Annotated in this window: 23 protein-coding genes; 16 read left to right on the top strand and 7 right to left on the bottom strand. The window is 65.2% G+C overall.

Annotated features, from left to right (window positions below; all coding sequences use genetic code 11):
• Window positions 1-22 precede the first annotated feature (22 nt).
• Genes ACWW36_RS08380 through ACWW36_RS08370 form a run of 3 tightly spaced genes read right to left on the bottom strand, consistent with a single transcriptional unit; the run spans window position 23 to window position 1,761 of the window.
• The gene (locus tag ACWW36_RS08380) at window positions 23-355 is read right to left on the bottom strand and encodes a GNAT family N-acetyltransferase (RefSeq protein WP_456141094.1); all 333 of its coding nucleotides are present in this window, start codon (window positions 353-355) and stop codon (window positions 23-25) included.
• 8 nt (window positions 356-363) lie between these two features.
• Complete coding sequence (locus tag ACWW36_RS08375; RefSeq protein WP_456141093.1) at window positions 364-1,323, bottom strand: pirin family protein; 960 nt, start codon at window positions 1,321-1,323, stop codon at window positions 364-366.
• Window positions 1,324-1,347: 24 nt separating this feature from the next.
• Window positions 1,348-1,761, bottom strand: coding sequence for an EVE domain-containing protein (locus tag ACWW36_RS08370; protein WP_456141092.1), 414 nt, complete (start codon window positions 1,759-1,761; stop codon window positions 1,348-1,350).
• Window positions 1,762-1,853: 92 nt separating this feature from the next.
• Here ACWW36_RS08370 and ACWW36_RS08365 point away from each other — a divergent pair, with 92 nt between their 5' ends.
• Window positions 1,854-2,123 (top strand): DivIVA domain-containing protein, encoded by a 270-nt coding sequence (locus ACWW36_RS08365; RefSeq protein WP_456141091.1) that lies wholly within the window; start codon window positions 1,854-1,856, stop codon window positions 2,121-2,123.
• Complete coding sequence (locus ACWW36_RS08360) at window positions 2,116-3,684, top strand: acyl-CoA carboxylase subunit beta (RefSeq protein ID WP_456141090.1); 1,569 nt, start codon at window positions 2,116-2,118, stop codon at window positions 3,682-3,684. The genes ACWW36_RS08365 and ACWW36_RS08360 overlap by 8 nt, the downstream gene beginning before the upstream one ends.
• 167 nt (window positions 3,685-3,851) lie before the next feature.
• Here ACWW36_RS08360 and ACWW36_RS08355 read toward each other — a convergent pair whose 3' ends face one another.
• Window positions 3,852-4,142, bottom strand: coding sequence for a WhiB family transcriptional regulator (locus tag ACWW36_RS08355; RefSeq protein ID WP_456141089.1), 291 nt, complete (start codon window positions 4,140-4,142; stop codon window positions 3,852-3,854).
• A 350-nt stretch (window positions 4,143-4,492) separates the two neighbouring features.
• On the opposite strand from ACWW36_RS08355, the gene ACWW36_RS08350 reads away from it, so the two are divergent.
• Window positions 4,493-5,224 carry a transcriptional regulator gene (locus tag ACWW36_RS08350; protein ID WP_456141088.1) on the top strand — a complete coding sequence of 244 codons (732 nt, stop codon included), beginning with the start codon at window positions 4,493-4,495 and terminating at the stop codon, window positions 5,222-5,224.
• A gap of 1 nt (window position 5,225) precedes the next feature.
• On the opposite strand, the gene ACWW36_RS08345 is transcribed toward ACWW36_RS08350, so the two are convergent.
• On the bottom strand, window positions 5,226-6,749 hold the full coding sequence (locus tag ACWW36_RS08345; protein WP_456141087.1) for a nucleotide-binding protein: 1,524 nt from the start codon (window positions 6,747-6,749) through the stop codon (window positions 5,226-5,228).
• A gap of 614 nt (window positions 6,750-7,363) precedes the next feature.
• Here ACWW36_RS08345 and ACWW36_RS08340 point away from each other — a divergent pair.
• The 13 genes from ACWW36_RS08340 to ACWW36_RS08280 all read left to right on the top strand — a co-directional run bounded on the left by ACWW36_RS08340 (window position 7,364) and on the right by ACWW36_RS08280 (window position 21,745).
• The gene (locus ACWW36_RS08340; RefSeq protein ID WP_456141086.1) at window positions 7,364-8,209 is read left to right on the top strand and encodes an ESX secretion-associated protein EspG; all 846 of its coding nucleotides are present in this window, start codon (window positions 7,364-7,366) and stop codon (window positions 8,207-8,209) included.
• Between the two features lie 26 nt (window positions 8,210-8,235).
• Window positions 8,236-8,727, top strand: coding sequence for a YbaB/EbfC family DNA-binding protein (locus tag ACWW36_RS08335; protein ID WP_456141085.1), 492 nt, complete (start codon window positions 8,236-8,238; stop codon window positions 8,725-8,727).
• The gene (gene eccA, locus ACWW36_RS08330; protein ID WP_456141084.1) at window positions 8,720-10,441 is read left to right on the top strand and encodes a type VII secretion AAA-ATPase EccA; all 1,722 of its coding nucleotides are present in this window, start codon (window positions 8,720-8,722) and stop codon (window positions 10,439-10,441) included. The genes ACWW36_RS08335 and eccA overlap by 8 nt, the downstream gene beginning before the upstream one ends.
• A 3-nt stretch (window positions 10,442-10,444) precedes the next feature.
• Window positions 10,445-11,887, top strand: a complete 1,443-nt coding sequence (gene eccB / locus ACWW36_RS08325) for a type VII secretion protein EccB (protein WP_456141083.1) — start codon at window positions 10,445-10,447, stop codon at window positions 11,885-11,887.
• The gene (gene eccCa / locus ACWW36_RS08320; protein ID WP_456141082.1) at window positions 11,887-14,118 is read left to right on the top strand and encodes a type VII secretion protein EccCa; all 2,232 of its coding nucleotides are present in this window, start codon (window positions 11,887-11,889) and stop codon (window positions 14,116-14,118) included. The genes eccB and eccCa overlap by 1 nt, the downstream gene beginning before the upstream one ends.
• Complete coding sequence (gene eccCb / locus ACWW36_RS08315; RefSeq protein WP_456141081.1) at window positions 14,115-15,896, top strand: type VII secretion protein EccCb; 1,782 nt, start codon at window positions 14,115-14,117, stop codon at window positions 15,894-15,896. The genes eccCa and eccCb overlap by 4 nt, the downstream gene beginning before the upstream one ends.
• A gap of 145 nt (window positions 15,897-16,041) precedes the next feature.
• Window positions 16,042-16,338 (top strand): PE family protein, encoded by a 297-nt coding sequence (locus ACWW36_RS08310; RefSeq protein WP_456141080.1) that lies wholly within the window; start codon window positions 16,042-16,044, stop codon window positions 16,336-16,338.
• A gap of 63 nt (window positions 16,339-16,401) precedes the next feature.
• Window positions 16,402-17,715, top strand: a complete 1,314-nt coding sequence (locus ACWW36_RS08305; RefSeq protein ID WP_456142411.1) for a PPE family protein — start codon at window positions 16,402-16,404, stop codon at window positions 17,713-17,715.
• Between the two features lie 88 nt (window positions 17,716-17,803).
• Window positions 17,804-18,109 carry a WXG100 family type VII secretion target gene (locus tag ACWW36_RS08300; protein WP_456141079.1) on the top strand — a complete coding sequence of 102 codons (306 nt, stop codon included), beginning with the start codon at window positions 17,804-17,806 and terminating at the stop codon, window positions 18,107-18,109.
• Window positions 18,110-18,140: 31 nt separating this feature from the next.
• Entirely contained in the window at window positions 18,141-18,428 is a 288-nt protein-coding gene (locus ACWW36_RS08295; protein WP_456141078.1) for a WXG100 family type VII secretion target, read from the top strand.
• A gap of 89 nt (window positions 18,429-18,517) precedes the next feature.
• Window positions 18,518-19,912, top strand: coding sequence for a MinD/ParA family ATP-binding protein (locus ACWW36_RS08290; RefSeq protein WP_456141077.1), 1,395 nt, complete (start codon window positions 18,518-18,520; stop codon window positions 19,910-19,912).
• Complete coding sequence (eccD, locus tag ACWW36_RS08285; protein WP_456141076.1) at window positions 19,909-21,441, top strand: type VII secretion integral membrane protein EccD; 1,533 nt, start codon at window positions 19,909-19,911, stop codon at window positions 21,439-21,441. Before ACWW36_RS08290 ends, eccD begins: the two co-directional genes overlap by 4 nt.
• Window position 21,442: 1 nt before the next feature.
• Window positions 21,443-21,745: a type VII secretion target gene (locus ACWW36_RS08280; protein ID WP_456141075.1), complete on the top strand. Its 303-nt coding sequence runs from the start codon at window positions 21,443-21,445 to the stop codon at window positions 21,743-21,745.
• A 271-nt stretch (window positions 21,746-22,016) separates the two neighbouring features.
• Here ACWW36_RS08280 and ACWW36_RS08275 read toward each other — a convergent pair whose 3' ends face one another.
• Both ACWW36_RS08275 and ACWW36_RS08270 read right to left on the bottom strand, forming a co-directional pair.
• A complete protein-coding gene (locus tag ACWW36_RS08275; protein WP_456141074.1) occupies window positions 22,017-22,466 on the bottom strand; it encodes a hypothetical protein in 450 nt (149 codons plus the stop codon).
• Window positions 22,466-23,650 (bottom strand): EspA/EspE family type VII secretion system effector, encoded by a 1,185-nt coding sequence (locus tag ACWW36_RS08270; RefSeq protein ID WP_456141073.1) that lies wholly within the window; start codon window positions 23,648-23,650, stop codon window positions 22,466-22,468. The genes ACWW36_RS08275 and ACWW36_RS08270 overlap by 1 nt, the downstream gene beginning before the upstream one ends.
• Between the last annotated feature and the right edge of the window lie 26 nt (window positions 23,651-23,676).

Here is a 23,676-nt window from a genome sequence, read left to right as displayed (position 1 = left end):
CGACGATAGCGGGCTAGGTCATCTAAGAGTTCGCCAGCCAGCGTTTGATGTCGCGGTCCACCGGGTCCGCGACGTCCTGGAATTCGGCGTGCTTGTCGATGTAGTTCGCGACCATCGGGCAGACCGCGACGATGCGCAGGCCCGCGTCGCGGGTGGATTGCAGGGCCTCACCGATGAGAATCGTTGCCAGACCGCGGCCTTCGAATGCGTCGTCGACCTCGGTGTGCGTGAAGATGCGTTGGCCGTCGCGTTCTTTGAACTCGGTCAGTCCGACGGACCGCCCGTCGACGGCGATCGTGTAGCGATCGGATTCGGCGGCGACCTTCGTAGGTGCGCCGGTCTTGTCGGTGGTCATGTTGACTCCTATACCCCGGGATTCGGTCGCGGACGCAGCGTCGCGTTGGGCAGGGGAGGAGCGGGCAGGCGTGATCCCCGGTAACCGTGCACCGCGCCGAAACGGTCGTCGTGGGCCTCCCACAGTTGCCGGTACGCCGCGATGTCGTCGTGGCTGCGCCCGACAAAGTTCCACCACATCACCAGCTGTTCGGGAAACGGTGGACCACCGAGCAGCAGCACGCGCGCCGGGTCCTCAGCCCGGTTCGTCACGGTCAACTGGCCACTCCCCGCGGCTTGAAACGCGAGGTCGGCGACGGCGAGTGCCGCGCCTGCGACCTCGACGCTGCCCTGGTCTAGCAGCACCCCGTGCTCGAACGCGGGATCGACGTCCAGCGTCAGATCGGCGCCGGGGTCGAGGTCGATCTGCGCGCCGAGCAGCGGCGTGAAGGTGTGCACAGGCGAACGGTCACCCGCGAGTTCACCGAGGAACACCCGCAGCGTCGCACCCTCGATCGGGTGCGGCTGCGGAACGTAGTGCGCGAAGTCGCGGCCCGTGTCACGGTCGGCGTCGGGCAGTGCCACCCACAGCTGGACGCCGTGCAGGATCGTGGTGGCCGGTGTGGAAACCTCCGAATGACAGATGCCCGCTCCGGCCGTCATCAGATTGAGCTCGCCGGGACGGACCATCGCGTGCACGCCCGCACTGTCGCGATGATCTACCTCGCCGCTGAAAAGCCAACTGACGGTTTGCAACCCCGTATGCGGATGCGGCGGGACGTCCATTCCCGTGCCGCCTCCGACGTCATGCGGGCCGTAGTGGTCGGCGAAGCACCATGCGCCGATCAGCGACCGCTCGCGCTGCGGCAGCGTGCGGCGCACCCGGATGGCTCGCGGCCCACCCAGCGGCACCTCGCGGGGATGCAGCACACCGGCGAACGGCGAAGCAGCACAGGCGACTTCGGCGGGCGCGGTGTCGGTGTTGCTCACGCATTCACGGTAGCCCCTAGGTCCTCAGCCCGTCATCGCCGACCGGATCACCTCCAGATCGTGATCGCTGATCTTGAATACGCCGAAGCGGAACTTGTACCCCCAACGGGACTTGTCCTCGATGAAGTCCAGATCCTCGATCAGCGGCCGGATCGGCGTTTCGGCGCATTCGAGGAAATCGACGTTGCGCCGCCACGGCTGGATGTCCGGCGCCATCTCGGCCTGATACGGCTCGTCGTCGGCGACTTGTCCGATGGCGGTGAACGCCTGCAGCGGCTCCCCGTCGGGATGGACCGTCTTGGGCGAGTAGAAGATGATCCAGTCGCCGCGGGCCATCTTCCGCAACATGTTCGGCTTGCCATGGTTGGCCTGAGTGAAACGGCCGCGAACCCCCCGCTCGACGTGGTCGCGGCTCACAGTGTTGATCCAGTTCGTCATGACCGCACGCTAAGCACTACGGCCGACAGAATCGCGGTGTCGGGCGGCAACCTGTGGATAACTTCTCGACGCGGTGTCTAGCATCAGACGCCATGAGCGACGGCGGCTTGACGGCAGAGCATCTTCGGGGCGCGACGTTCGAGAAGTCGCCATGGAACAAGCGGGGGTATGACCCCAAGTCGGTGAACGACTTCCTGGCGCTCGCCGCGCGCCGGCTCGACGGCCGCGGCCATTTGTCCGCCGACGACGTCCGCGGCGTCAGGTTCGGAAAACCGCCGTTCGGCAAGCGTGGCTACGACGAGGAACAGGTCGACGCGATGCTCGACCAGATCGCCGCGGCGATCGCGCAACTCGATGCCTGACGAACCGCTTCGCGACGATAACGCCGAGCTGCTGCGCCGGCGCGCTCTGACCGAGGATGCGGCCCGGCCCGACGCCGTCCAACGACGGCATGCCGCGAACGGACGCACCGCGCGCGAGAACATCGCCGATCTCGTCGACGCCGGCTCGTTCGTCGAGTACGGGCGCTTCGCGATCGCGGCGCAGCGGTTTCGCCGCGACATCGCCGACTTGATCGAGCGCACGCCGGCCGACGGGCTCGTCGCGGGAACCGCCCGCGTCAACGGTGACCTCTTCGGCGTCGAACGCAGCGCCTGCGCCGTGTTGTCCTACGACTACACCGTGCTGGCCGGCACACAAGGCGCACTCGGTCATCGCAAGAAGGATCGGTTGTTCGAACTGATCGAGCGGATGCGGCTGCCCACCGTGTTCTTCGCCGAAGGTGGCGGCGGGCGACCGGGTGACACCGACTATCCCGTCGTCTCTGCGCTCGATGCCCGCGCATTCAAACTGTGGGCGGCGTTGTCGGGTGTGGTCCCGCGCATCGCGATCGTGAAGGGCCGCTGCTTTGCGGGCAACGCTGTGATTGCGGGCTGTTCCGACTTGATCGTCGCCACGGAGGACACGTCGATCGGTATGGGCGGGCCGGCGATGATCGCCGGCGGCGGGCTCGGTGACGTGGACCCCGACGACGTCGGACCGATTTCCGTGCAGGAGCCCAACGGCGTGGTCGACATCGTCGTCGCCGACGAGGCCGAAGCCGTCGCCGTCACCAAGACACTGCTCGGCTATTTCCAGGGTTCAGTCGCAGCCAGCCACGCAGGCGACCAAACGTCTTTGCGCACAATGGTTCCCGAACGTGCCCGCCGCGCCTACCCCGTCGCCCCGGTCATCGAAACGCTGGCTGACGATGGATCGGTCACCTTCCTGCGGCCACGATTCGCGCAGGAGATGGTGACGGCGCTGGCTCGTATCGAAGGCCGTGCGGTGGGTGTCATCGCCAACAACACGATGGTGATGGCCGGGGCGATCACCGCGGCCGCGTCCGACAAGGCGGCGCGGTTTCTTCAACTGTGCGACGCATTCGGGCTTCCCGTCGTCTCCCTCGTGGACTGTCCGGGATACATGGTCGGGCCGGCGGCCGAGGCGGAGGCGCTCGTCCGCCGCGGGTCACGGATGCTTGTCGCCGGCGCCGCTATGCAGGTGCCACTGGTCTCGGTCGTACTGCGCCGCGGGTACGGCCTTGGCGCGCAGGCGATGACGGGTGGCAGTCTGCACGAACCGCTGCTGACCGTTGCCTGGCCGGGCGCTCACCTCGGACCGATGGGTCTGGAGGGGGCCGTCCGGTTGGGTCTTCGCAAAGAGCTCGAGGCGATCGCGGACGACGACGAACGTGAAGAACGGGTGCGCCAGGCAACCGCCGCCGCGCAGGAAAATGCCAAGGCGCTCAACGCAGCTCAGATCTTCGAGATCGACGACGTGATCGATCCCGCGGATACCCGCGGGCTGATCGCCGCGACGTTCGCGGCCGCGACCGCGGATCAACATCAACACCGGGAACGCCGGTTCATCGATACCTGGTAAGTGGGGACGGTGCCGCCATGGCGCCTCTCGGCGAGTGGTCGCTCGAAGCGACAAATTTGGTTGGAGCCCGGGGGATGCCCGGCACCGTCGCATCGTCTAACCGAGCCAACCGACGGGATATTCCGTTCGCCGCCAACCCCCCGACCCGGCGGCGAACGATCAGCGGATCAGGCGGTCTCGGCGAATAGGCGACGGTCCCGCACCGGGTAGCCATTGCGTTCGGCGAGATTGCGAAGCTGCCTGAGGGCAAACGTGCGACCACGGCCCGCTTCCGGGATCACGATTCCCGCCCACAGCCCCTCGGCGCGCGGCAGTTCGCAGGCGTCACGCGCACACATCCAACGGCGAGGGCATGACCGGCAGAGCGCCTTTGCCTCTTCGTCGGCTGTCGTCGTCCACCGTTCGGGATCTCGGGTGCACGCGCCGATCGGTGTCTCTTCCCACTCCGATGCGTTCATCGTTGTAGCTCCTCTGCACGCTCTGCGGCGTTCTCCGCCGCGATGCCGCTAACCGTAGCGGATAAACCGTAGCGATGCAACAGTTGGATCACGGCAATGAAACCGCCGGCGTATCACATCGATGGGATATACCCGCACCGAAAAGCCACCCTAGGAGCAATTTTCCTGCGGATACCGCTGCTCGATCGCGGATTCAATCCGTAGCATCGACACGGTTTCAGAGCCACAAAGACGTAGCTTTCAGCACATATCGATACGGCAAAACATGGCACCAAGGCGTAGCAGTTCCATTAGCAATGGTTACTATTGCTGCACTTCTGCCGCCACCATTCAGCGAGGAATCGCCGCACATGACCGACGCGGAGCCGACGGCTGACACGTCCGATGTTCTGGACGCGGGAGTCGTTCGCGCGGGCGCGGCCGCAGCGGCCCGCCGCCGCGAACTCGACATAAGCCAGCGAAGCCTGGCAGCGGACGGGATCATCAACGCCGGCGCCCTCATCGCCTTCGAAAAGGGCCGCAGCTGGCCGCGCGAACGGACCCGGGCAAAGCTCGAGGAGGTGCTGCAGTGGCCACCGGGGACGATCGAACGGCTCCGCCACGGTGAACCCGTCGCCCGCAAGACCGATACCGAGCCGGCGCCAGGCGCAGACGAAGGTCAGTTGATCGCACAGGCCGTCATCACCGCGGTCCATTCCCTCGACGGCGCAGTCGAGGCGCTGCCCGCAGTCGAGGACTCCGACTTCACACCTCGGGTGACGGCCATCCTGGCGGACCTGCGCCAGCTCGAGGCGGTGGCCGCGCGCGCCACCCGCATCAGCAGGGTGACACCCACACTCATCAAGGCGCTGGGCACCGTGCGACGGCAGATCGACGAGTTGACCATGCGCGCAGCACGGGCGCCGCGTGCCACGCTGGGTCAGCGGATCTACGCGACCCGGCGCCGAGCGAATCTCACCCTCGCCGAAACAGCGCAAGCCGCAGGAGTTTCCGAGGACGACTTGCTCAAAGCCGAAGCAGAAGAACCTGTTTCGACCACAGCGATCGACGCAATTGAGTCACTGCTCAAGCAGATCGACTAGCTCAGTACCGCTCGCGATTCCGGTCGTCTTGAGACGGGAAGTGCTCGGCCAGCGCGGCGGCAATTTCCACGAAGCGGCGTCGTGTTGGGGGAGACATCTCGGCGGTTCGGTCGATGACGCCGCCGGGCCGAAGGTGCCCGTCGAACGGCACCTCGACGACCACCTGGCCTTGGGATGCGAACTGCTGCGCCAGGATCGACCGGGTCCGCTTGTCGGCGTGCCCGTCGGAATCGTTCAGCACGATGACCGTCCGCCGCAGCAGACCGGTCAGTCCGCGGGCGGCCAGCCAGTCCAACGTCTGACCTGCCGCCGCGGCGCCGTCCACCCACGGCGATGACACCACGATCAGCGCGTCGAGATCCCGCAGCACCTCCTGGGTGACGGGGGCGTCCATCGTGGAACTGCAGTCGACGATCGAGATCGTGAAGTAGCGGTCGAGCCGCGACGTCGCTTCGCGATAGATCGCGGGATCCAGCACGCGGCGGCGTGCGGGCGTCGCCTCGCCCGCCAGCACGAATAGCCCGGCCGCGTTATTGCCCACCCGGCTCCGCACGTCGGCGAACGTCTCGAGGTGCTGATCGGACGCCAGTTCCCAATACGAGCCTTGCGCCTTCGGGTCCACGCGGCTGCCAAGCTTGCCGAATGCTGTGTCGGCGTCGATCGCGACCACGCGGTCGTCCTGGCGTAGCTCCGCGAAAACCGAACCGACACTTGCAGATACGGTCGTCTTCCCGACGCCACCCTTGCCCATCACGCCGACCTTGTAGTGCCCCCGCAGGACCGACTTGATCTTTGCCTCTAGCTCGGCCTGCCGGATCTCGTCGGGCGACTGGCCCAAGTTGACGAGCCCGAAGGTGGCCTTGTACAGCGCGAGGCGCCAGCCGCGACCCGGAGGCGTGCGCCGGGGCGGCATCAACTCGTCGGCCCGGATCCGATCGGCGTACGAGCTGGCGGGCGGCGGCGGCGCACCGCCCTCTTGTCCATGCGAGGGGGCGGGCCACGGCTGGCCTTGGCGCCCGCCCGGCGGCTGCTGGCGCTGGGGCGGTTGCTGTGCGGGAGCGCGCGGGGGGCGCGGGGGCTGCCAACTTGGGGGCGGGCCCCACTGCGCGCTGTCGGGGTGAGCGGTCGTGGGCGGGAACTGCCGTGTATCTCGCGCGGGCGGCGGCGGGGCAGGGGCGAGGTGCGGTGGCTCGCGGAAGCTGGCGCGCGGATGGTCTGGGTTACGGAAGGGCGGTGGCGGTCCTTCGCCATGTCCGCGAGGACTCTCCTGCTGTGCGGCAGGCGTGGGCGGTTCAGCCGGCGACCTTTTCGCGCCGGTGGAAAACGATGGAGCTTCGTCAGCGGACGCTGGTCCGTCGGCAGATTCGGGGGGCCGCGACGGCACGAAATCGACCGGGGGCCTGCGCGGCACCGGCGGAGCGGGCGGAGGTGGCGGTTCGGCCGGCCCCGTGTCCGGCTCGAAATCCGACTCCTCCGGACCGGTCCACCCCAGCTCTCGGCGCAGGGCGTCGTCGCGGTCGGTCACTGCAAAACTCTCCTCGGGATGTCAGACGACGCGAATGTCGGCCACTCTCAAGTATCAACTACACGGCGTCGAACCGATCGAAGCAGGCCGCACCGGCGCGCGGCGGCACCTCAGCAAATAAATGTCACCGATGATCAACTGTCCCGATATGGCCGTGGCGAGCACGGATAGACGCCGATTGCGGGTAGCGCGACCCCCACCCTCCGTCCTGGCAAGGACCGTGCGGCGGCTGCTCGACAATCACGCGCCACCAGATTCGCTGATTGGCACAATAAGTCAGGTGAGCATGACTAGAACAGGTTTCAAAGTTTGCTGATAGCTATGCGACGCGGCTGAATACCGCCGTTTTCGACCGTCAGATTGGTGCACGGACCACCGTTGATGCGCTGGTACGCTGTGTTGCGGCGAAGGGGTATGCGTGTACAAGTCAGTCGGGGAAATCGGCGTGCCGTGGCAAAGTGTTGCCCGTCGCGATGCCGTCCAGACGGCGTCGCCCACGACGCGCTGCACGCTCCGCGCACAGTTAGGTTGGACTAAGACATCCACCTGGGCCGGGGAAGGGGACTGATGTCTGGCGACACCGCCCTGCACACGCGGATGCAAACGGGATAGGCATGAGCAGCCCGCACTCCCCGCATCGCGGCGCCACACACATCGATGACGTCGTCGGCGTCGAAGTAACGATCGACGGCATGTTGGTAATCGCCGACCGTCTTCACCTGATGGACTTCCCGGTTGCGCTCGGTATCCGGCTCAACATCCCCCAAGTCGAACTGCGCAACATCGTCTGGGACCAGGTCGCGCGGGATCTCACCGCCCAGGGCGTGCTGGACCTGTTCGGCGAACCCCACCCGGAAGTCGCCGCAATGGTCGACACGCTCAGCCGGGCTGACCGGACGTTGGAAGGCCGCTGGTGGCGCCGTGATGTCGGTGGCAAGATGGTGCGCTTCGTGGTGTGTCGTAAGGGGGATCGCCATGTTGTTGCCGCGCGCGACGGTGACATGCTTGTGCTGCAGCGCGTCGCGCCTCAAGTTGGGTTGGCGGCGATGGTGACGACGGTGCTCGGCCCGGCGACCGCGGCCGACGTGGAACCGCTGACCGGTGTGGCGAGCAAATTGGCGGAATGCAGAACCGCAAATCAGCTCTCGAAGTACGGCGTCGCCCCAGCGTCGGCGCGCACCTATGCCGATGCCATCGCGGAACCCACCAGCTGGGTGGAAATCACCGCTAACGAACGCCATCCCGGAGGCACCTATACCCAGCCCGAGGTCGCGGCCGGCGTTCTCGACTCGCGGCACGGACGCATCGTGTCGATTCCGCGCCGGGTCAACGGCGAACTGTTCGGAAGTTTTCTGCCCGGCACACAAGAGAACCTGCAGCGGGCCCTCGACGGCTTGATCGAATTCCTGCCCTCCGGCGCGTGGTTCGAGAAGAACGAAGCCGAGCATTACGCGGACTGAGGTGTGATTGAGAAAGGTATGCGAGCGTGGCTGACAGCGCGCCACACGATTCCGATGACGAGCGCGACGACATGGCCGCGCTCGACTTCTCCGTCCCCGAAGATGAGTCCGACGAATCGGCTCTTGATGCGCTGAGTGAGTACGCCGTCGATGCGGCCACTGACAACGAGGCCGAGGGCGGCGGCGCACCGGTGTTCGCCGTGACGAATCCACCGGGGACCGTGACGGTGAGCACCTACATGGACGGTCGCGTCAAGCAGATCGAACTATCGCCGAAGGTAACCGACATGACGGAAGCAGATCTCGCCGAAGAGATCGTCGTTGTTGCGGGTCTGGCTACCCAAGACGCCCAATCCGCCCAGTACGCCTACATGCTCGAAGGCATGCGCCAACAGGGCCACGACGACGTGGCGACGCGTGACTTCCTGACCCGTGACCTGGATCTGCCGACCCCGGAGGAGGCGAAAGCCGCTCGGGCGCAGGTCTTCTCGACGCGATATGCAGGTAGCTATGAGTGAGCACCTCGCCAGCATGTTCGGTAGCGCCGTTGGCATGCTGCCCAGCGCCCCGGCGCGTTCGTTCGAGATCTTCACCGAGATCACGACGATCGACGAAACCGCTTGCGACGCATGGGTGGGCCGTATCCGCTGCGGCGACACCGATCGTGTGACGCTGTTCCGTGCTTGGTATTCACGGTCGAACCTCGGTCAGCTCGCCGGCGCCGCCGAAATCTCGATGAACAGTCTCGGGGCCAGGGTCCCGATCGGTGGGCAGTTCGGCGACATCACCTATCCGATCAACTCGCCGCTGGCGATCACGATGGGCTTCGCGGTCAACGAAGCCGCCGTCGGCAATTACGCCGACGCGATGGAAGCTTTGGACGACGTTCCGTCCGCCGGCGCCGAGCATTTGGTGTCTTGGGTCAAGGCGGTCATCTACGGCGCGGCGGAGCGCTGGACCGACGTGATCGATGAAGTCAGGGGCGCCGGTGGTTGGCCCGACAAGTTCCTGGCGGCCGCGGCGGGTGTCGCGCACGGGGTGGCGGCGGCCAATCTGGGATTGTTCACCGAGGCGGAACGTCGGCTGACCGAATCGAATTCGTCACAGGCGGGCGAAGCCTGCGCACCGGCGATCGCCTGGTATCTGGCGATGACGCGCCGCAGCCAGGGCAACGAAGAGGCCGCGGTGGCTCTGCTGGAATGGCTGCAAGCGACCCATCCTGAACCCAAAGTCGCTGCGGCGCTGAAAGATCCAACCTACCGCATGGTGACTACGACTCCGGAGAAGATCGCTTCTCGTAGCGATCCGTGGGATCCGAACAGCGTGGTAGCCGACACGTCGGGGCGGGAGAGGCTGCTCGCCGACGCGCAGGCCGAGCTGGACCGCCAGATCGGGCTGAGCAGGGTCAAGGAGCAGATCGAGGCCTATCGCGCCGCGACGCAGATGGCGAAGATCCGCGCTGCCCGCGGGATGAAGGTCGCGCAGGCGTCCAAGCACATGATTTTCGCAGGCCCGCCGGGCACGGGTAAGACGACGATCGCCCGTGTGGTGGCCAACATCTTGGCCGGCTTGGGCGTGATTTCTGAACCGAAGCTCGTCGAGTCTTCACGGAAGGACTTCGTCGCCGAATATGAGGGCCAGTCTGCGGTGAAGACGAGCCGGACCATCGACCGAGCCGTCGGTGGTGTGCTGTTCATCGACGAGGCCTACACGCTGGTGCAGGAACGCGATGGTCGCGCCGATCCGTTCGGCACCGAAGCACTCGAGACCCTGTTGGCTCGGATGGAGAACGACCGCGACCGTCTGGTGGTGATCATCGCGGGCTACAGCGCCGACATCGACCGCCTGCTCGAATCCAACGACGGCCTGCGGTCCCGGTTCGCGACACGCATCGAATTCGACTCGTACACCCCAGACGAAATCGTCGATATCGCCAAAGTGATTGCCGCCGCGAATGACTCGGCGCTGGCCGACGAAGCCTCGAAGAGAGTGCTGGAGGCGGCCACACTGTTGAGTCAGCGGGCGCTCAACGGCAAGCCGGCGTTGGACATCGCCGGCAACGGCCGCTACGCCCGACAACTGGTGGAGGCGGGCGAACAGAACCGCGATATGCGGTTGGCCCGGTCGCTGGACTTCGAAAGCCTTGGCGTGGAGCAACTCAGCGAGATCAACGGCGACGACATGGCCGCCGCGATATCAGCGATCCATGCACGACTGAATATCGGCGAGTGAGGCATGGCGAGTTTCCGGCTTACCACCAAGGTTCAGGTCAGCGGCTGGCGGTTCCTGCTGCGGCGCGTCGAGCACGCGATCGTGCGCCGGGACACCCGTATGTTCGACGATCCGTTGCAGTTCTACAGCCGCGCGGTGTCGGCGGGAATCGTGATCGCGGTTCTCGTCTGTCTGGGCGCTGCGCTGCTGGCCTACTTCAAACCGCTCGGAAAGCGTGGCGGTGACACACTTCTCGTCGACCGCAGCACCAATCAGCTCTATGTGGTGATGCCGGGCACGTCGCAACTGCGACCGGTGTACAACCTCACGTCGGCGCGCCTCGTGCTTGGAAACGCCGCCAGCCCTGTCGCGGTGAAGTCCGACGAATTGAACAGGATGCCCAAGGGCCAAGCCATCGGCATCCCCGGCGCTCCGTACGCCACCCCGGTCGCGGGCGTCGCACAGTCGATGTGGACGTTGTGTGACACGGTGGCCAAGCCGGAGAGCGTGGCCCCCACCGTCGATACCGCGGTGATCGTGCACCCGTTGGCTATCGATGGCTCGGTCGGGCCGATGGGCCCGGATCAAGGCATGCTGGTGTCGTTCAAGGGCGCCGACTGGCTCATCACCAAGGACGGGCGTCACGCGATCGACCTGGCTGACCGCGCCGTCACATCGGCGGTGGGCATTCCGGTGACTGCCAAGGCGACGCCGATCTCGGAAGGTTTGTTCAACGCGCTGAGCAACGCGGGCCCATGGCAGCTGCCGGGATTTCCGTCGGCCGGTGCACCGAATACCGTTGGGCTACCGGCCAATCTGGTGATCGGATCGGTGTTCCAGGCGCTGACGGAATCCGGCCCTCAGCATTACGTCGTGCTGCCCGACGGCGTGGCGAAGGTCAACGACACCACGGCAGCGGCATTGCGGGCCACCAACTCGTGGGGCTTGATCTCACCGCCGTCGGTGGAGGCCAGCGTGGTGGCAAGGATCCCCGAGCAGGTTTACGCCTCGCCCCTGCCGGACAAGCCGATGGATATCCTGCTGCGCGAAGACGCGCCGACGTTGTGCTGGTCCTGGCAACGCGAACCGGGCGATCAGGCGCCGAAGATCACCGTGATCAGCGGCCGCCACCTACCGATCGCGTCGTCCGCCCTGACCACAGGCATCAACCAGATCGGCGGCAACTCAACGGTTTACATCGACGGCGGCCAATTCGTGCGGCTGCAATCGCCCGACCCGCGGTACGGCGAAAGCCTCTACTACATCGATCCTCAAGGTGTGCGGTACGGATTGCCCAACGAGGAGACCGCCAAGACAGTCGGGTTGACCGGACCGAAAACCGCGCCGTGGCAAGTCGTCAGCCTTCTCGTCGACGGACCGGTGCTGTCGAAGCAGGCGGCTCTTCTCGAGCACGACACCTTGCCCGCCGACCCCAATCCCCGCAAAGTCGAAGCCGGAGGCGGCTGATGACCACCAAGAAATTCACCCCGATCATCAAGCGCGGACCGCGTTTGACGCCGGGCGAAATCAACGTGACACCGCCGGACGATCTCGGCATCGAGATCCCGCCGTCGGGCATCCAGAAGGCACTGCCGTGGGTGATGGGCGGCGGCATGCTCGGGATGATCGCGATCATGATCTTCACCGGCGTGCGGCAACTTTCGCCGTACATGCTGATGATGCCGCTGATGATGGTCATGGCCACGGTCGGTTTCATGGCCGGCGGCGGACCGGGTGGAAAGCGTGTGCCGGAGATCAACGCCGACCGTAAGGAGTATCTGCGATATCTCGCGGGTTTGCGGACGCGCGTGACGTCATCTGCTGCAGCGCAGGTGACGTTTTTCAACTATCACGCCCCGCATCCCGATGATCTGCTGTCGATCATCGGCACCCACCGGCAATGGTCGCGTCAGGTGAACGCCGACTTCTACGCCGCCACCCGGATCGGCATCGGCGCCGAACCCGCGGTCGACCGGTTGTTGAAGCCTGCGGTCGGCGGCGAGTTGGCCGGACCGCAGGGCGCGCCGCAGCCTCACCTCGAACCGGTCAGCCACATGTGGGTGACGAAGTTCCTGCGTACGCACGGCCTCATTCACGACTGCCCGAAGCTGGTGCAGCTGCGGACATTTCCGACGATCGCCGTCGGTGGTGACCCGGCGGGCGCGGCCGGGCTGTTGACCGCGATGATCTGCCACCTCGCGGTGTTTCATCCGCCGGACCTATTGCAAATCCGCGTGCTCACTGACAATCCGGAAGATCCAAATTGGGCCTGGCTCAAGTGGTTACCGCACGTCCAGCATCAGACCGACACCGACGCCGCAGGCGCTACACGGCTGGTGTTCACCCGTCCGGACGGTTTGAGTGACCTGACCGCGCGCGGCCCGCACACCGCCGACGCGACTCCTAGCGGCCCGTACGTCGTCGTCATCGACCTCTCCGGGGGCAAGGCGGGTTTCCCCGTCGACGGCCGGGCCGGCGTCACCGTCATCACCCTCGGCAATCACCGCGGATCGCTGTACCGCATCCGCGTCGACGCCGACGGCACCGCCGACGACAAGCTGCCCAACCAGTCGTTCCGACTGGTGACGTCGGTGGTCGACCGGATGACCCCGGAACAGGCCACGCGTATCGCGCGCAAGCTCGCCGGCTGGTCCATCACCGGCACGATCATCGACAAGAGCGTGCGGGTTCACAAGAAGGTCGCCACCGAGTGGCATCAGCTGGTGGGCGCCCAGACCATCGAGGAAGTGACACCGGCGCGCTGGCGGATGTTCACCGACACCGATCGCGACCGCCTTCGCATCCCGTTCGGCCACGAACTCAAAACCGGCGACATCATGTATCTCGACATCAAAGAGGGCGCTGAGTTCGGTGGCGGTCCGCACGGGATGCTCATCGGGACAACCGGTTCGGGTAAGTCGGAGTTCCTGCGGACCTTGATCCTGTCGCTGGCGGCCACGCATCACCCGGATCAGGTCAACCTGCTGCTCACGGACTTCAAGGGCGGCTCGACATTCCTCGGTATGGAGAAGCTGCCGCATACCGCCGCCGTCGTGACCAACATGGAAGAGGAAGCCGAGCTCGTCAGCCGCATGGGCGAGGTGCTGACCGGCGAGCTCGACCGACGGCAGTCGATCCTTCGGCAGGCCGGCATGCAGGTCGGCGCGGCTGGCGCGCTCTCGGGTGTGGCCGAATACGAGAAGCACAGAGAGCGCGGCGCTGACCTGCCGCCGCTGCCAACGCTTTTCGTCGTCGTCGACGAGTTCGCTGAACTGTTGCAGAACCACCCGGACTTCATCGGCCTGTTCGACCGCATATGCCGCGTCGGCCGATCGTTGCGGGTGCACCTGCTGCTCGCAACGCAGTCGCTGAACACCGGCGGCGTGCGCATCGACAAGCTGGAGCCCAACCTGACGTATCGCATCGCGTTGCGCACCACCAGCTCGGCGGAGTCCAAGGCAGTCATCGGAACGCCCGAGGCGCAATACATTACGAACAAGGAAAGCGGCGTCGGTTTTCTGCGGGTGGGTATGGAAGACCCGGTCAAATTCCACAGCGTCTACACCGGTGTGCCCTATGTGCCCACAGCGCCGGTGCAGGAGAACGGCGATGTCAAGCCCCGCACCCATAGCCAAAGCCAGATGCGCATCCACAAATTCACGGCGGCGCCGATCTTCGATACAGCGGTGACATCATGACCATCGAATCCGAACAGCGCGTCCTGCGTGAGGTCGTGCTCGAACAGCTGACCACGGGCGAGATCCGCGCATACCGAATGTGGTTGCCGCCGTTGGCCGATCCGACGCCGGTCAACGAGCTCGTCGAGCGCGACCACCAGCGGCGGCCCCTGCGCTTCGGACTCGGAATCATGGACGAGCCTCGCCGGCATCGCCAGGAGGTGTGGGGCATCGATGTGTCGGCCGCGGCGGGCAACATCGCCGTCGGTGGTGCCCCACAGACGGGCAAATCCACGTTCCTGCAAACGCTGATCCTGTCGGCGGCGGCGACGCACACCCCGAAGCAGGTCCAGTTCTACTGCGTCGACCTCGGTGGCGGCGGTCTGATGTACCTCGAGGACCTGCCCCACGTCGGCGGTGTCGCAACCCGGTCGGAGCCCGACCGAGTGAATCGCGTAGTCGCCGAGATGAAAGCCGTTCTGCGCCAACGCGAAAGCATGTTCAAGCAGTACCGCGTCGGCTCGATGGCGGCGTACCGGCAGATGCGTGAGGATCCCAACCACCCTGCGGCCGCCGACCCGTTCGGCGATGTGTTCTTGGTGATCGACGGCTGGCCCGCGTTCGTAGCCGAATTCCCCGACCTCGAGCCCGTCGTGCAGGATCTGGCCGGCCAGGGTCTGGCGTTCGGTGTGCACACGGTGATCTCGACGCCGCGCTGGACTGAGTTGAAATCACGTGTCCGCGACTACCTGGGCACCAAGGTGGAGTTCCGGCTCGGCGACGTGAACGAAACCCAGATCGACAGGATCACCCGCGAGATTCCGGCCAACCGTCCGGGGCGGGCGATATCGGTGGAAAAGCATCACTTGATGATCGGAGTGCCGCGGCTCGACGGAGTGCACAGCGCCGACAACATGGTGTCGGCGATATCGGAGGCCGTGCAGATCATCGCGGCGCGCAATACCGAGCAGGCGCCACTCGTGCGGGTGCTGCCCGAGCGCATCTACCTGCACGAGCTCGATCCGAATCCCCCGGGGCCGGAGGCCGATTACCGCACCCGGTGGACGGTGCCACTCGGAATCCGCGAGTCGGACCTGACCGTGGCCTACAACCACATGTACATGACGCCGCACCTGTTGATCTTCGGCGCCCCGAAGTCTGGCAAGACCCGGATCGCCCACGCGGTGGCGCAAGCGATCTGCGCCCGCAACAGCCCGGCGCAGGTGCGGTTCATGCTGGCCGACTACCGTTCCGGCCTGCTGGACGCGGTGCCGGAGAGCCACCTTCTGGACGCGGGAGCGGTCAACCGCAACAACGCGACGCTGGAAGCGGCGATCAAGGCGCTCGCCCTCAACCTGCAGAAACGGTTGCCGCCGCCGGATCTGACCACGGCCCAGCTGCGGGCACGCTCGTGGTGGACGGGTCCTGACGTCGTGCTGCTGGTCGATGACTGGCACATGATCGTCGCGGCCAGCGGCGTGGTGCCGCCGATGGCGCCGCTGTTCCCGCTGCTACCCGCGGCGGCCGACATCGGGCTGCACATCGTCGTGACGTGCCAGATGAGCCAAGCGCACCGGGCCACCATGGACAAGTTCGTCGGTGCCGCCTACGGCGCCGGTTCGCCGACGATGTTCCTGTCAGGCGAGAAGCAGGAGTTCCCCTCCAGCGAGATCAAGCTGAAGCGTCGGCCTCCTGGCCAGGCATTTCTCGTCTCACCCGACGCGAAAGAGGTCATTCAAGCGGCCTACGTCGATCCACCGGAAGAAGAAGTGTTCGCAGCACCTCCGGGGGGCGGTTAAGATATATCCAGACGCTCAGCAAACTTGGTGGTTAGCCGCCAGCAAAGGGGTCGGGGGATTGATCCCGGTATGCATAGGCAACCGTCGTTGACGCGCGGACAAAACAATATCCAGGTTGTTCTAGGGAAGTAAGGAGTCACCGCAAATGCAACCCATGCAGCACAATCCGGGTGCCGTTGGTATCGGGGCGCAAGTAGTCGCAAACGGTGCAAGGGGCCTGGCGGCCGGCACGACAGCTTCCGCGGAGGTCACCGCACTCGCCCCTGCTGGTGCCGACGAGGTTTCCGCGCATGCCGCGCTCTCGTTTGCGAGCGAAGGTGTCGAGGCCGCAGCGCTGAACGCCTTCGCGCAAGAAGAGCTCTCGCGCGCTGGAGCTGCATATATGGAAGCTGCGGGCATCTACACCGCGGTCGACGGAGAAAACGCCAGCGTTCTGTCGTAACCCCGCAACCGTCGGGTCGACAACAGAGAAACAGCGATGCCAACACTTCCTCAGATAGTCGCGATGATCTGGCATGGAATGCCGCCAGAACTGAACACCGCGCGGTTGATGGCAGGCGCCGGCGATGCGCCGATGCTCCAGGCAGCCGCCGGGTGGGAAGCGCTTGCGATCTTTCTGGAGACCCAGGCCGACGAACTGGCCGGGAGCTTGGCTGCGCTGTCATCCAGCTGGAGCGGATCAGCAAGCGAACGCGCCGTAACTGCAACCATGCCGATGGTCGCTTGGCTAAGGACCACGTCCTTGCAAGCGCAAAAGCGGGCGCTGCAGGCGACGGCGCAGGCAAGCGCGTACGCCACCGCGATGGCGACGACGCCTCCGATACCGGAGATCGAGGAAAACCACATCACGCACGGAGTCCTGGAAGCCACGAACTTCCTCGGCGTGAATACGGTGCCCATCGCGGTCAACGAGGCCGACTACCTCATCCGGATGTGGAATCAGGCGGCGGGCGCGATGGACGCCTATCAGGCGGAGACGGTCGCGAACACACTGTTCGAGCCGATCCCGCCGATGACGCCGATCGTGATGCCCGGGGTCGGTGAGACCACCGTCGGGACCGCGTTGGGCCAGATCGCGGCGCAGGCGCCAGGCGCGGTTGCACGTGAGACGGCGTTCGCACACGTCGGTGCCCAGGCGACCGTCGAATCGGCAGGCCTGCAGACCGGTCGCGGGGTGGCGCAAGCCAATCAGGTGGCGACCACGGCCGAAGGTCAGGCGCAGAAAACGCAGAACGCCCAGCAGTTCGCCAACCAGGACCAGATGCAACAGGGCGCCCAACAGGGCATGCAGATGGGCATGCAGATGGCCAGCCAGCTCGGATCGACGCTCGGGCAGCTGCCTCAGCAAGCAAGTCAAATGGTCATGCAACCGATGCAGCAGCTGACCCAGCCGCTGCAGCAGGTGACGTCGATGTTCAGCCAGATGGGTCTCGGCGACAAGAGCGCACAGATGGGGCTCATCGGCGCCAGCCCGTTGTCCAACCATCCGCTGGTTGGTGGTTCGGGCGCAGGCGCAGGCGCTGGACTGGTCCGGGCGGCGTCGCTGCCCGGTGCTGGCGGCACGTCGGCGCGAACGCCGTTGATGGCCAAGCTCGTCGGTGCCGAGATCGAACCGACGGTGTCACCCGTAGGAGTGGCGGCAGGCGCCGCGGCGGGTGCAAGTGCCGCGGGTCTTGCACCCGTCGGCGCAGGCAGTGGCGGCATGGGCCCGATGGGAGCGATGGGCCACGGCGCTCAAAGCGGCAGCACGAAGCAAGGGTTGACGGCACCGGCGCCGCTGCCCCAAAACCTGGGCGAAGACGACGAAGACGACTGGTAATCGCCCACCGAAGACTTCCCGGCCACCCGGTCGGAAAGACTCGCCATTCCCGTGGTGAGGACACAGGAAGAGAAGGAAATATCCAGCAATGGCACAGATGAATACCGATGCCGCTGTCCTCGCCAAGGAGGCAGCGAACTTCGAGCGAATCTCGGGCGAGCTCAAGGGCGTCATCTCGCATGTTGAGTCCGTCGCCGGCACCCTCGCCGGCCAGTGGCACGGCCAGGCCGGCCAAGCGGCACAGGCGGCGTTGGTCCGTTTCCACGAAGCGGCCGCACGCCAGGTTCAGGAGCTGAACGACATTTCGGCCAACATCCACACCTCGGGTGTGCAGTACACGTCGACCGACGAGGACCAGTCCTCGACGCTCGCCGGCGCAATGAACCTCCACTGACCACGACCACTTACAGAAACGGAGCAACGATATGAGCGAACAGCTGTGGAACTTCGCCGGCATCGAAGGCGGAGCGAGCGATATTCAGGGGTCCGTCGCGACCACTGCCGGCCTGCTGGACGAGGGCAAGGGTTCCCTCGCGGCACTCGCCGCGGTGTGGGGCGGCAGCGGTTCTGAGGCCTACCAGGCTGTGCAGATGCGCTGGGACAGCACTTCTGCCGAGCTGAACTCGGCCCTGCAGAACCTGGCTACGACCATCAGTGAGTCGAGTGCCACGATGGCTCAGACCGAAGCCGGCGTGACCGGGATGTTCGCCTAACACGACGAGCACGCAGGTGGGCGGGTCTACCCTCAGGGCGACCCTCCCACCGCGTGCGTCTCGGCGTGAATTAGCAATGAGAGGTAGCCATGTCGGCTGACTATGACCGGCTTTTCCACTCCTCGGGAGATGCTGTGCAGACAGCCGAGGACGAATCGGCCAACGCGGATCGTGACGCCGCCGCGCCGATGCCCACCGGTGGACCGGGCCGCGGCGACGCAACGCCGCCCCCGATGCCCATCGCGGGAGCCAAGACTCAGGCGGCGGCCGCTCCGCCGCCGCGGCAGTCTGAGATCACCACGACGATGCCGCCCACACGTACGGCTCCTCAGCAGAGGCAGCCCAACGGGATGATGAGGGCGCCACAATCAACGGGGCCTGCTGGCGCGCGCTACGAGCAGCCGCGTCCAGCACCGACGCCACCGCCGCGGCCCGCACCCGCTCCTTCGCCGACGCAGCATTTCGCGGAGTCGCAACAGGAGAAGAGCGTCCGACGCTCGGCTCACTCCGCAGCGAATCAACCGGCGCCGACGTCCGCGGCGACGATGGGAAACCACCGCGCGATCGACGCGTTGTCGCACGTCGGTGTCAAGTCCGCCGTCAAGATGCCGTCTCAGCGCGGCTGGCGGCATTGGCTATATCTGATGACGCGGATCAACCTCGGCCTGTCGCCGGATGAGATGTACGAGATGGATCTGCACACACGGATCCGTCGAAATGCCCGCGATTCCTACCAGATTGGCGTGTTCGGCCTCAAGGGCGGAGTCGGCAAGACCGCGGTCACCGTCGCGCTCGGTTCGGCGTTGGCCAAGGTGCGCGGCGACCGGATCCTGGCGGTTGACGCGGACCCAGACGGCGGTAACCTCGCCGACCGCGCCGGACGTCAGTCCGCAGCGACGATCGCGGATCTGCTCGCCGACCAAGAGTTGGCGCGCTACAACGACATTCGCGCCTACACGAGCATGAATAGTTCGAATCTGGAGGTGCTGTCCTCCGAGGAGTACAGCGGTGCGCGACGCGAGTTCAACGACGAGGACTGGCAGGGCGCGACGAACATCGTGTCGCGCTACTACAACCTCGTGCTCGCCGACTGCGGAGCTGGGCTGTTCCAGCCGGCCGCCCGCAGCGTGTTGTCGACGGTGTCGGGTTTGGTGATCGTTGCGAGCGCGTCGATCGACGGTGCCCGTCAGGCGGCGGTGACGATGGACTGGTTGCGGCAGAACGGATATCAGGATCTGCTCGGCCGCTCCTGCGTGGTGATCAACCACGTCGTTCCTGGTAAGCCGAACATCGACGTCGACGATCTGGTTCAGCAGTTCGAGCGGCACGTGCCGCCAGGCCGGGTAGTTGTCCTCCCGTACGACAAGCACATCGCGGCAGGTACCGAAATCCAGCTCGATCTGCTCAGCAATCAGTTCCGGCGACGGGTGGTCGAGCTGGCAGCGGCGCTGTCGGATGACTTCGACAGGCTCGAGCGCCGTTGACCTCCACTGCCGCAGCAGCATCGACGTCTAGCGTCACCCCGGGTCGGCCGTCGACCACGCGTGTGACGATCCTGACTGGTCGGCGTATGACCGACCTGGTGCTGCCGGCGGCGGCGCCGATCGAAAGCTACATCGACGAAACAGTTGCGGTGTTGGCCGAACTGCTGGAGGACACGCCTAAGGACGTGCTGGCCGGGTTCGACTTTTCAGCACAGGGAGTGTGGGCCTTTGCGCGGCCGGGCGCTCCTCCGTTGAAGGCCAGCGAGTCGTTGGACGATGCGGGCGTCGTCGACGGTGCGCTGCTGACGTTGGTGTCGGTGAGCCGCACCGAGCGGTACCGGCCACTGGTCGAAGATGTGATCGATGCGATCGCGGTCCTCGACGAGTCACCGGAGTTCGACCGGACTGCATTGAATCGCTTTGTCGGGCTTGCCATTCCACTGGCTATGCTGGTGCTCACCGTCATGACGTTGCTGGCGTGGTCGCGGACCGGCCACAGCTGGTACTGGCCATTGGCACTTGCCGTCCTTGGCCTGTGCCTGTTGGGCGGCAGCGCGATGGCCAAGAACCGCTTCTCCAACGTCGACATGGCAGAGAGCCTGTTGGCCGCCTCTGTTCCGGCGCTGGCCGGTGCGGCGGCGTTGGCGGTTCCGCTACCGCGCGGCGTGGATTCGCTTGGCGCTCCCCAGATCGCCGGCGCCGGCGCGGTTGTGTTGTTGCTGACGTTGGCCACACGCGGTGGACCGCGCAGACGGGCCGAATTGGCGTCGTTCCTGTCGATTACGTCGATCGCCGTTACCGGCGCGGCAATTGCATACGGGTATGGATGGGAGTACTGGGTTCCAGCAGGAGCAATCGCGTTCGGCCTGATCGTGGTGACCAACGCTGCGAAGCTGACCGTCGCGGTGGCCCGAATCGCACTGCCGCCGATCCCTGCGCCGGGCGAGACGGTCTCCAACGACGAGCTGCTGGATCCGGTCGCGTCGGATATTTCCGACGAGGAATCGCCGACGTGGCAGGCGATCATCGCATCGGTACCCGACTCGGCGGCGAGGCTGCATGAGCGGAGCCAATTGGCGAAGAGGCTGCTGATCGGCTTCGTGACAGCTGGCGCCTTGGTTTTGTCTGCGGGCGCGATTGCTGTTGTGATGCAAGGACATTTCTTCATGCACAGCCTCATCGTGGCCGGGCTGGTGGCTGTTGTGTGTGGGTTCCGATCGCGGCTATACGCCGAGAGATGGTGTGCGTGGGCACTTTTGGCCGCGGCGGTTATCGTCCCGACTGGTGTGATGGCCAAGCTCAGCTTGTGGTACCCGAACAGTGCGTGGCTGGTGCTAAGCATCTATGTGGCAGTGGCGATCGTCGCGATGGTTATCGTCGGGGCGACAGAGAGTGTGCGTCGCGTGTCGCCGGTGACCAAGCGCATCCTCGAATTGCTTGACGGCGCAGCGATCGCCGCGGTCATCCCGATGCTGCTGTGGATCGCCAGCGTGTACGACTTGCTACGGAATCTGCGACTAGGGCACTGACGTGCCACCGCTGAAGGTAGACCCGGCGGAGCTGCAGACTGCTGCGGAGGCGGTTGGTCGGGCAGCCGATGGGCTTTCTGGATTGCAGGCTGACGCGCCGCTAGGGGATGCAGCCGCGGCGGTCTCGCGACTACATACGGCCGAGGCATGCCGCAGGGCTCAGGCCGACTTGGCCGCGCAGACCGCAGCGGCGGCCGACCGGGCGCGGCAGTTCAGCGAGAGCCTGGAGTCGGCAGCTCGGTGGTATGAGATGCGCGACGAGGCTGCGGCCGAAGCGATCAAGAAGGTCGATATCCCAAGGTAATTCGGAGGGAACTGGTCCTATATGTGGCTCTTGATCCTCAAGATTGCTCTTCTGGTGCTCATTGGTGTCGGCGTTCTCACGATCGTGGTCACGTATATCAGGCGGAGTCGTACGGTGAGGTTCCGCCAAGGGCCCGATTCGACTCTTGGGCCGTTGGGACAAATGGGTGTGGTGCCGCCGACGCCGTTGCCCGATTGGGCGCACTGGACCGACGCTGAGGGGCGATCGGAACCGCCAGACGACGCGAAACCGCCGACACGCTAGGGACCGATTAGGTCCTGCACGCGTCTTCTAGCGCAACGAGATTCGTGTTGAATTCCTGGCCGAGTTGAGCGTAATCCTTTGCGTACTGTGGCGGGGCTGAAGGTGGAGCTTCATCAGTCTGGGGGTCTGAGCGGAACTGCTTCACGACTGAGACGGTTCTTGTAGCGAGGTCGGCCATAGCGTTTGCATGCTGAGCAAGCGACTGGTCATGAATCTCGCCCGCGTACTTTTCCAGTTGCGATGCCCAGTTCTGGTAATCCTCCACACTTGGTTGTGTATTTGCGGCAGTGGCAGATTCGATGCCCTGGTTGAACTGGTCGTTATAAGTGATCATGGACCGAACGGTGGTGCAGTCTGGCGTTCTGTTATTCGCCAGGAACACAACGGTCAGCACGGCGATGACAATCAAGGCCGCCGCGATTACCCCGCCCCCAATCCACCAGCGGCGTCGTGGCATCAGCGAGGTGCCGTCATGATCGGCGGTGACGGCGGCAGGCCGCTGACTCCGCCGACCGGTACGCCGCCCTCATACGTGAACTGTCCGCCGCACCCATCAGGTATGTAGTAGGTGACATCCATATTGTTGGCAGACAACACAGCGATTTGATTCGGTGCGATCGGCTTCCACTCGTGGTCGATGTTGGGGATCGTCGGGAAGCCACCAATGTCGCCTGACTTGCCCTTGACGGAAATGTCGCCGCCGAGCACCAGTTGCGTATTCCGTTGGTATTCATAGACATTCTGGACCCAGCGCTGCTGATGCCATGCTCCGTTTTCGTAGACCATTCGTGTGTAGGTCGTGGCCTCGGTACCCGCGATGCGGAATCGATACTCCTCTTGGAGTTGCGCATATGGCGGATCGGTATCACCGATCCAAGTCTTGCCTGGTGTGTACCAACCAGTGGTACCGCCCGTCTTCGCCGGCGTGCCGTCCGGAAATGGTCGGTACTCCGGCTTCAACGGAGGAGGGGTTGCGCCGGTATAGGGCGGAGGAATGACGTCCTCCCAGTGGCCAAAACGCTGATCACCGATGAATGGATTTGTCGGATCAATCGGTTGACCAGGCATCATTGGCGGAGGGTCCCCAGTCTTGAAATCGAGACCGCTGACCGTCTGCAATCCGCCTCGTTCTTTTGGACCTCCGAAACGTTGATCACTCAGCGCTTCGAATTCGCCGCGCAGGCCGCCCATCTGTCCGGCGATCTTGTTGAGGTCTCCGTTGGACTGCTGGATCACCTGCTGCAGCTGCGTCAGTCCTTTCTGCACGATCGCCAGCCGCATCTGGTCGCCGGCCTTGCCTTCCGGAACACTCGCCGAAGCATCGACGACCCACTTGCGGATGGAATCCAGGTTCTGACGTCCCGCGGCGACCACCTCGGCCGACTGGTTCACATGGGCGGCAAGCCGCTGGTCCAGCCCGGCAAGCTTGCCCAAGACCTGACCGTGTTGCGTGTTGGCCGCGTCGTAGGCGTTTGCTGCGCCACCGCTCCACTTCGACCCCGGCGCCGCGGTCTGCACCGTCGACTGCAGCTGGGTGAACGTCGCGCTCTTGTCGTATTGGTCGCCCGTCTGCGGACTGCCTTCACCGAACGTCTGCCGCGCATTCGACCACGTCGTCAAGAACCCATCGACCACGCTCATCAGCTCACCTCATTTACAAGCCGGGC

The sequence above is a fragment of the Mycobacterium sp. MMS18-G62 genome (assembly GCF_053877835.1).
Note: the sequence above shows the minus strand (reverse complement) of the source record. Positions and strands in the feature narration are given on the sequence as shown.

What these genes read in the sequence shown, in the direction of transcription:
- ACWW36_RS08380 (WP_456141094.1), bottom strand. Translation starts at nt 355, where the DNA reads ATGACCACCGACAAGACCGGCGCACCTACGAAGGTCGCCGCCGAATCC.
- ACWW36_RS08370 (WP_456141092.1), bottom strand. Translation starts at nt 1,761, where the DNA reads ATGACGAACTGGATCAACACTGTGAGCCGCGACCACGTCGAGCGGGGG.
- ACWW36_RS08365 (WP_456141091.1), top strand. Translation starts at nt 1,854, where the DNA reads ATGAGCGACGGCGGCTTGACGGCAGAGCATCTTCGGGGCGCGACGTTC.
- ACWW36_RS08360 (WP_456141090.1), top strand. Translation starts at nt 2,116, where the DNA reads ATGCCTGACGAACCGCTTCGCGACGATAACGCCGAGCTGCTGCGCCGG.
- ACWW36_RS08355 (WP_456141089.1), bottom strand. Translation starts at nt 4,142, where the DNA reads ATGAACGCATCGGAGTGGGAAGAGACACCGATCGGCGCGTGCACCCGA.
- ACWW36_RS08350 (WP_456141088.1), top strand. Translation starts at nt 4,493, where the DNA reads ATGACCGACGCGGAGCCGACGGCTGACACGTCCGATGTTCTGGACGCG.
- ACWW36_RS08340 (WP_456141086.1), top strand. Translation starts at nt 7,364, where the DNA reads ATGAGCAGCCCGCACTCCCCGCATCGCGGCGCCACACACATCGATGAC.
- eccA (WP_456141084.1), top strand. Translation starts at nt 8,720, where the DNA reads ATGAGTGAGCACCTCGCCAGCATGTTCGGTAGCGCCGTTGGCATGCTG.
- eccB (WP_456141083.1), top strand. Translation starts at nt 10,445, where the DNA reads ATGGCGAGTTTCCGGCTTACCACCAAGGTTCAGGTCAGCGGCTGGCGG.
- eccCa (WP_456141082.1), top strand. Translation starts at nt 11,887, where the DNA reads ATGACCACCAAGAAATTCACCCCGATCATCAAGCGCGGACCGCGTTTG.
- eccCb (WP_456141081.1), top strand. Translation starts at nt 14,115, where the DNA reads ATGACCATCGAATCCGAACAGCGCGTCCTGCGTGAGGTCGTGCTCGAA.
- ACWW36_RS08310 (WP_456141080.1), top strand. Translation starts at nt 16,042, where the DNA reads ATGCAACCCATGCAGCACAATCCGGGTGCCGTTGGTATCGGGGCGCAA.
- ACWW36_RS08305 (WP_456142411.1), top strand. Translation starts at nt 16,402, where the DNA reads ATGATCTGGCATGGAATGCCGCCAGAACTGAACACCGCGCGGTTGATG.
- ACWW36_RS08300 (WP_456141079.1), top strand. Translation starts at nt 17,804, where the DNA reads ATGGCACAGATGAATACCGATGCCGCTGTCCTCGCCAAGGAGGCAGCG.
- ACWW36_RS08295 (WP_456141078.1), top strand. Translation starts at nt 18,141, where the DNA reads ATGAGCGAACAGCTGTGGAACTTCGCCGGCATCGAAGGCGGAGCGAGC.
- ACWW36_RS08290 (WP_456141077.1), top strand. Translation starts at nt 18,518, where the DNA reads ATGTCGGCTGACTATGACCGGCTTTTCCACTCCTCGGGAGATGCTGTG.
- ACWW36_RS08275 (WP_456141074.1), bottom strand. Translation starts at nt 22,466, where the DNA reads ATGCCACGACGCCGCTGGTGGATTGGGGGCGGGGTAATCGCGGCGGCC.
- ACWW36_RS08270 (WP_456141073.1), bottom strand. Translation starts at nt 23,650, where the DNA reads ATGAGCGTGGTCGATGGGTTCTTGACGACGTGGTCGAATGCGCGGCAG.